General features: G+C 69.9%; 7 protein-coding genes. 2 read left to right on the forward strand and 5 right to left on the reverse strand.

Annotated features, from left to right (window positions below; all coding sequences use genetic code 11):
• Nucleotides 1-168: 168 nt before the first annotated feature.
• Together ACWGE1_RS39020 and ACWGE1_RS39025 are read right to left on the reverse strand one after the other, a co-directional pair.
• The gene (locus tag ACWGE1_RS39020; RefSeq protein WP_405790125.1) at nucleotides 169-414 is read right to left on the reverse strand and encodes a DUF397 domain-containing protein; all 246 of its coding nucleotides are present in this window, start codon (nucleotides 412-414) and stop codon (nucleotides 169-171) included.
• Nucleotides 411-1,235 (reverse strand): helix-turn-helix domain-containing protein, encoded by an 825-nt coding sequence (locus ACWGE1_RS39025; protein WP_453425218.1) that lies wholly within the window; start codon nucleotides 1,233-1,235, stop codon nucleotides 411-413. The genes ACWGE1_RS39020 and ACWGE1_RS39025 overlap by 4 nt, the downstream gene beginning before the upstream one ends.
• 113 nt (nucleotides 1,236-1,348) lie before the next feature.
• On the opposite strand from ACWGE1_RS39025, the gene ACWGE1_RS39030 reads away from it, so the two are divergent.
• Nucleotides 1,349-1,735, forward strand: a complete 387-nt coding sequence (locus tag ACWGE1_RS39030) for an ATP-binding protein (RefSeq protein WP_453425219.1) — start codon at nucleotides 1,349-1,351, stop codon at nucleotides 1,733-1,735.
• A 260-nt stretch (nucleotides 1,736-1,995) separates the two neighbouring features.
• Here ACWGE1_RS39030 and ACWGE1_RS39035 read toward each other — a convergent pair whose 3' ends face one another.
• From ACWGE1_RS39035 to argS, 3 genes are all read right to left on the reverse strand, one after another.
• Nucleotides 1,996-2,793: a VOC family protein gene (locus ACWGE1_RS39035; protein ID WP_453425223.1), complete on the reverse strand. Its 798-nt coding sequence runs from the start codon at nucleotides 2,791-2,793 to the stop codon at nucleotides 1,996-1,998.
• A gap of 104 nt (nucleotides 2,794-2,897) precedes the next feature.
• Entirely contained in the window at nucleotides 2,898-3,020 is a 123-nt protein-coding gene (locus ACWGE1_RS39040) for a hypothetical protein (protein WP_453425220.1), read from the reverse strand.
• A 146-nt stretch (nucleotides 3,021-3,166) separates the two neighbouring features.
• Nucleotides 3,167-4,936 (reverse strand): arginine--tRNA ligase, encoded by a 1,770-nt coding sequence (gene argS / locus ACWGE1_RS39045; RefSeq protein WP_453425221.1) that lies wholly within the window; start codon nucleotides 4,934-4,936, stop codon nucleotides 3,167-3,169.
• Nucleotides 4,937-5,115: 179 nt separating this feature from the next.
• On the opposite strand from argS, the gene lysS reads away from it, so the two are divergent.
• Nucleotides 5,116-6,843, forward strand: a complete 1,728-nt coding sequence (gene lysS, locus ACWGE1_RS39050; protein ID WP_453425222.1) for a lysine--tRNA ligase — start codon at nucleotides 5,116-5,118, stop codon at nucleotides 6,841-6,843.
• Nucleotides 6,844-6,893 lie beyond the last annotated feature (50 nt).

The raw sequence follows: 6,893 nt of genomic DNA on the forward strand, positions 1-6,893 counted from the left end.
CGCGAGGAACGAGCGCCCTTGAGGGGCCGGCCCGACACGGAGAGACGATGGGACTGACGGGAAACCCCCATACGCCTCCCTGATGCCGCCCGGCACGGACACCGTTCCCATGCCGCCGCCCCGGTTCGCGACACGCGTGCCACTGGCTGCCGCAGGCCCTCGCCGGGCCTATCGGGCAAGCCAGCCGATCATCGCCGCCCAGCTCGTCGGCGCGAGCGCCAGGATCGGCCCGTCCTGGACTTTCGAGTCCCGGACGTGGATGGTGTGAGCACTGGTGGCCACCTCGACGCAGTCGCCGCCCTCGCTGGCGCTGTACGAGGACTTGTGCCAGGCCACGGCGACCTCCAGGCAGGCGCCGCCTTCGTCACCGCTGTAGCTGGACTTGAACCACTTCAGTGCAGTCGTGGCACTCATGTCTCTCCTAGCAGGCGGTCCAACAGGCCCCGCGTCTGCTCGGTGTTGAGGGCCTGAGTCCGCAGCATTGCATACTTGCGCGCCAGGATGCTGACCTCATTGGGGTCCGAGATGAGCTGGCTGCCGCGCTGGGTTTCGGTGTAGCCAAGGTGCTGGTGATCCGGGGTTTCCAGCAGGATGAACGGGCCGTTGAGGCCCGCGTGGGAGGCGCGTCCCAGCGGCATCACCTGGAGGCTCACGTCCGGCAGACCGCTGCTTGTACGGAGGTGGCGCAGCTGCTCCGCGTACACCTCATCCCCGCCGAGCCGGTCGCGGAGTGCGGCCTCCCAGACCACGAAGCTCAGGGTCGGCGGAGTACTGCGGCGCAGGATCCCCTGACGCGCGATCCGGCGGGCGGTCAGTGCCTCGACCTCCGCCTCGGGGTGGGCCGGGACGCGGCACTTGAAGACGGCCCGGGCGTAGTTCTCCGTCTGGAGCAGGCCCGGAACGACCTGGTTGTCGAACCAGGAGAGCGCAATCGCACTGTCCTCAAGGTCCATGTACTCCTCGGCCCATGGCGGCGTCGCGTCCGCCTCCGGCATCCCGTTTGCCGCAACGGTCAGCAGCCCCGGCAGCCCCAGGTGCAGGTCCATCAGCTCCGCGACATTCGGCATCAGCGCCCGCCGCCCCTGCTCGATCGAGGCGATGCTCTCCGCATCCAACCGCACCAGCTCCCCGAGCTGCTTCTGAGTCAGGTTCTTGGCGATCCGCGCGGCGGCCACCTGCGTACCGACCATCTTCATGGTCGTCGCGTTCGGCCGTACTCGTTTCCTCGGTGGCATGACAGCGAACTCCCCACCCACACAAGCCGGATACCCCGTGCGGACCCGTACTCGTCAAGGAGTACGGGTCGGCGCTCAGCCACACGCTAGTCACGCAACGCGACGATCGTCCCGTGAATCCAACTATTCAGGCGGCACTCGTGCGCGAGCGTCTCTACCTGCGCTCACCCCGAACCGTCGCAGCTGCGCGCCAGTTCACACGTGACACCCTGCGGGCGTGGGGGGCGACCGAACGCCTCGACGACATGTCGCTCTGCGTGAGCGAGCTGGCGACCAACGCGCTGCGGTACGGGGTCCCGTCCGGCCGCGGTTACCTGCTGCGGCTGTTCGGCTTCGAGGACGCGACCCTCCGCATCGAGGTGCACGACAGCGGGCCCGGGTTCTCCCGGATCACCGGGCGGCCGCACGGTCAGGGCCTCACCCTCGTGGCCGCGCTCGCCGACGACTGGGGGGCGCTGCCCCGGACCCCGGGGAAGGCCGTCTGGTGCGAGTTCCGCTGAGCGGCGAGCCGGGCCGCCACCCAGCCCGCCGTGAGGCAGAGCGGGGTGTACAGCGCCAGGTTGAGGGCGTGGAAGGGGCTGTCCGGCGGGCCGGGGAGGAGGCCGGCCGCCCGGCCGAGCCCCGCGAGGCCCCGTACGGCCAGCCCGGCCACGGCCGCCCCCGCGTGCTTGTTCCTCATGTGGGCCCCTCCGGCGATGGATGAACGTCACCGGGAAGGAGGGGGCGCACAGGGAGAACATCCCCTGTGCGCCGGGTCACATCAGGCGGGCTGCTCCGTGACCGTCGACGTGATCACCGCGAAGGGGGCGCCCTGCGGGTCGGCCAGGACGGCCATGCGGCCCGCCACCATGTCGAAGGCGGGGGCGAGGGCGGTGGCCCCGGCCCGTACGGCGGCGGCCTGGATCTCGTCGACGTCGTCGACGTGGAAGTACGGCAGCCAGTTGGAGGGAGTGCCCGGGGGCGTCTTGTCCAGGTTCATCATCCCGCCCACCACGCGCCCGGAGGCCTTGAACTCCGTGTACCCCTCGGCGCCCTCCATCTGCGAGGCGGCCGTCGTGATCGGCAGGATCGCGGAGTAGAACGCGGCGGCGGCCGGGACGTCGCTGGTGCTGAGCTCGTTCCAGATGAGGGCGCCGTGCTCGTTGACGATGCCGGCTCCGTCGAAGGAGTTCGGCTGCCAGAGGCCGAAGACGGCACCGGTCGGGTCGGCGACGATGGCCATCCGGCCGAGGTCCATGACGTCCATCGGGCCCATCATGACCGTGCCGTGCGCGTCGGTGACGGCCTTGATGGTGGGGTCGATGGCGTCGGTGGACAGGTACGTGGTCCACACGGTCGGCGGCAGTGGGTCCGGGATGCTGCCGTCCGGGTTCATCGCCTTCATGATGCCGGCGACCGGCTGGCCCTTGAGGGTGCAGACGGAGTAGCCGCCCTGCTCGCCCGGGCCGATCTCGCCCTGCCAGCCGAACAGGTCGCAGTAGAAGTCGAGGGCGGCCTGCTGGTCGGGGACCGTCAGGTCGATCCAGCAGGGAGTGCCGGGCTTGTAGGGGCCGTTCATGTCGGGCACGGGTGCCTCCGGGGGCGGATGGGGGAAGGACGGGCCGTCCCCTACCCGGCCCGTACGGCCCGAATCGGGCCGTACGGGTGAACGCGGGCTGTGCCTCAGGCGGTGGTGCGGCGCCGGCGACCGGTGCCCGCGACCAGGGCGGCGCCCAGGGCGAGGGCCACTCCCGCACCGCCGAGGGCCCAGCTCAGGACCTCGACCTTGATCTGGAAGGGCTGCATCCGGACCCAGTCGGGACGGGCCAGAGCCAGGCCGACGTTGAAAAGTGGTGGCCGAAGAGATCACGAAATGCGTACGGCCCCGGCAGCAGCTGCCGGGGCCGTACGCATTCCGTGCGGGTTGTACGGGTTGGGCGGATCGGGCGACGTCAGAGCTTCTCGGGGGTGCGGATGCCGAGGAGGGCCATGCCCTTGCTCAGGGTGCGGGCGGTCAGCTCGCACAGGAACAGCCGGTTCTCGCCGACGACGAGCTCCGGCTCCGGCTTCACGACCGGGCACTGGTCGTAGAACGTCGTGAACAGCGACGACAGCTGGTAGAGGTACGCCGCCACCTTGTGCGGGGCGTGGTCCGCGGCCGCCTCGGCGATCAGCTCGCCGAAGTGGTCCAGGTGCAGGCCCAGCGCGCGCTCGGCCGGGGCCAGCTCCAGCTCCGGGTGCGCGACCGGCTTCCGGTCGCCCGCCCGGCGCAGGATCGACTTGATCCGGGCGTACGCGTACTGGAGGTACACCGAGGTGTCGCCGTTCAGCGAGACCATCTGGTCCAGGTCGAACTTGTAGTCGCGCGAGGCCGAGGTCGACAGGTCGGCGTACTTCACCGCGCCGATGCCGACGTACTGGCCGTTCTCGACGATCTCCGCCTCGGTCAGGCCGACCTTCTCCGCCTTCTCGCGCACGACGGCCGTCGCCCGGTCCACGGCCTCGTCCAGCAGGTCCACCAGCCGGACCGTCTCGCCCTCACGGGTCTTGAACGGCTTGCCGTCCTTGCCCAGGACCGTGCCGAAGGCCAGCTGCACGGCCTTGACCTCGTCGTTCAGCCAGCCCGCCCGGCGCGCCGTCTCGAAGACCATCTTGAAGTGCAGGGACTGCCGCGCGTCCACCACGTAGATCAGCTCGGTCGCACCCAGGTCGGCGACACGGTTGCGGATCGCCGAGAGGTCGGTGGCCGCGTAGCCGAAGCCACCGTCCGACTTCTGCACGATCAGGGGGGTCGGGTTGCCGTCCGGGCCCTTGACGTCGTCGAAGAAGACGCACAGCGCGCCGTTGGAGCGGACGGCGACGCCCGAGTCCTCCAGCAGCTTGCAGGTCTCGACCAGCATGTCGTTGTAGCCGGACTCGCCGACCACGTCGGGGTCCTGGATGTCCATGTCCAGCTTGTTGAAGACGGAGTAGAAGTAGATCTTCGACTCGTCCACGAACCGCTGCCACAGGGCGAGGGTCTCGGGCTCGCCCGCCTGGAGGTCCACCACCCGGGCCCGGGCCCGCGTCTTGAACTCCTCGTCGGAGTCGAAGAGCGCGCGCGAGGCCTTGTACAGCCGGTTCAGGTTGGACATGGCCTCCTCGCCGGAGACCTCCTCGTCCGACTTGTGGTCCAGCTCGTGCGGGTGCTCCAGGAGGTACTGGATGAGCATGCCGAACTGGGTGCCCCAGTCGCCGATGTGGTGGCGGCGGACCACCTTCTCGCCCGTGAACTCCAGGATCTCGACCATCGCGGCGCCGATCACGGCGGACCGCAGGTGGCCGACGTGCATCTCCTTGGCGACGTTCGGCTGGGCGTAGTCGATCACCGTCGTGCCCGGGTTCGCCGCGAGCGGGACGCCGAGGCGGTCGTCGCCGGCCCGTGCCGCAAGGGTCTCGATGATCGCCCGGTCGGTGATGGTGATGTTGAGGAAGCCGGGGCCGGAGACCTCGATCTCCTGGATCAGGTCACCGGTCGCGATGGCCTCGACCACGGTCGTCGCCAGCTCGCGCGGGTTGGCCTTCGCCTTCTTCGCGAGCGCCAGGATGCCGTTGGCCTGGAAGTCGGCCCGGTCGCTTCGTCGCAGCAGCGGGTCGGCGGCACCGGCCTCCGGCAGGGCGGAGACGAGGGCGTCCGCGACGCGCTGATTGACGGAAGAAGCGAGGGAAGGGACCGAGGCCATGAGCTGCCGTTCCTGTGAGGTTGTGCCGGTGGGTGCACTTGGTTGTTCCGACAAGTGCCGAGTATCCCACGCGAGGGCTGTCCGTTTCCCGGGATAACCGCCGCACCGAGCAACCTCGGAGCGACCTCTTCCGTCTGGGAGAATGGCTGAAGCCAGCATTCGAGATAGAAGGACGTGTCGTGGCTCAGAGCAGCACCGAGACCGACTGGGTCTCCCGTTTCGCGGACGAGGTCATCGCCGAGGCGGAGCGCCGAGCACCCGGCAAACCTGTCGTCGTCGCGTCCGGACTCTCCCCCTCCGGCCCCATCCACCTGGGCAACCTCCGCGAGGTCATGACCCCGCACCTGGTCGCGGACGAGATCCGCCGCCGGGGCATCGAGGTCCGCCACCTCATCTCCTGGGACGACTACGACCGGTACCGCAAGGTGCCCGCCGGCGTGCCCGGCATCGACGAGTCGTGGGCCCAGCACATCGGCAAGCCGCTGACCGCCGTGCCCGCCCCGGCCGGGTCCGCGTACCCGAACTGGGCCGAGCACTTCAAGGCCGTCTTCGTCGGGGCACTGGCCGAGATGGGCGTCGAGTACGACCCGATCAGCCAGACCGAGCAGTACACGAACGGCGTCTACCGCGAGCAGGTGCTGTTCGCGATGAAGCACCGCGGCGACATCGACGCGGTCCTCGACCAGTACCGCACCAAGCAGAAGCCGGGCGGCAAGAAGCCCCAGCAGAAGCAGGTCGACGAGGCCGAGCTGGAGGCCGCCGAGGGCTCCGGCGCCGCCGCCGAGGACGACGGCAGCACCGGCGAGGGCGGCTACTTCCCGTACAAGCCGTACTGCGGCCAGTGCGGCAAGGACTTCACCAAGGTCACCTCGTACGACGACGAGACCACCGAGATGACCTACGTCTGCACCGAGGACGAGTTCACCGAGACGGTCAAGCTCAGCGAGTTCAACCGCGGCAAGCTGGTCTGGAAGGTCGACTGGCCGATGCGCTGGGCCTACGAGGGCGTGATCTTCGAGCCCTCCGGCGTCGACCACTCCTCGCCCGGCTCGTCCTTCCAGGTCGGCGGCCAGATCGTGCACATCTTCGGCGGCGAGCAGCCGATCGGACCGATGTACGCGTTCGTCGGCATCAGCGGCATGGCGAAGATGTCCTCCAGCAAGGGCGGGGTCCCGACCCCGGCCGACGCGCTGAAGATCATGGAGCCGCAGCTGCTGCGCTGGCTCTACGCCCGCCGCCGCCCCAACCAGTCCTTCAAGATCGCCTTCGACCAGGAGATCCAGCGGCTCTACGACGAGTGGGACAAGCTGGAGGCCAAGGTCGCCGACGGCTCCGTGCTGCCCGCCGACGCCGCCGCGCACACCCGCGCCGTGCGCACCGCCGCCGCCGAGCTGCCGCGCACCCCGCGCCCGCTCCCGTACCGGACCCTCGCCTCCGTCGCCGACATCACCGCCGGCCACGACGAGCAGACCCTGCGCATCCTGACCGACCTCGACCCGACGCAGCCGCTCACCTCCCTCGACGAGGTACGGCCGCGCCTGGACCGCGCCGAGAACTGGATCACCACCCAGGTCCCGGCCGACCAGCGGACCCTCGTACGCGAGGACGCCGACACCGAGCTGCTGTCGTCCCTGGACGACGAGGGCCGCGAGTCGCTGCGGCTGCTCCTGGAGGGCCTGGACTCGCACTGGTCGCTCGACGGGCTGACCACGCTCGTCTACGGCGTCCCCAAGGTCATGGCCGGACTGGAGCCCGACGCCAAGCCGACGCCGGAGCTCAAGGTCGCGCAGCGGACCTTCTTCGCCCTGCTGTACCGGCTCCTCGTGACCCGCGAGACCGGTCCGCGACTGCCCACGCTGCTGCTGGCGGTCGGCGCGGACCGCGTGCGCAAGCTGCTCGCCGTCTGAGCCCGTTCAGGCTCGCAGCCATGCGGAAGGGCCCGCACCCCTCGGGGTGC

It is taken from the genome of Streptomyces sp. NPDC054932 (genome assembly GCF_053610205.1).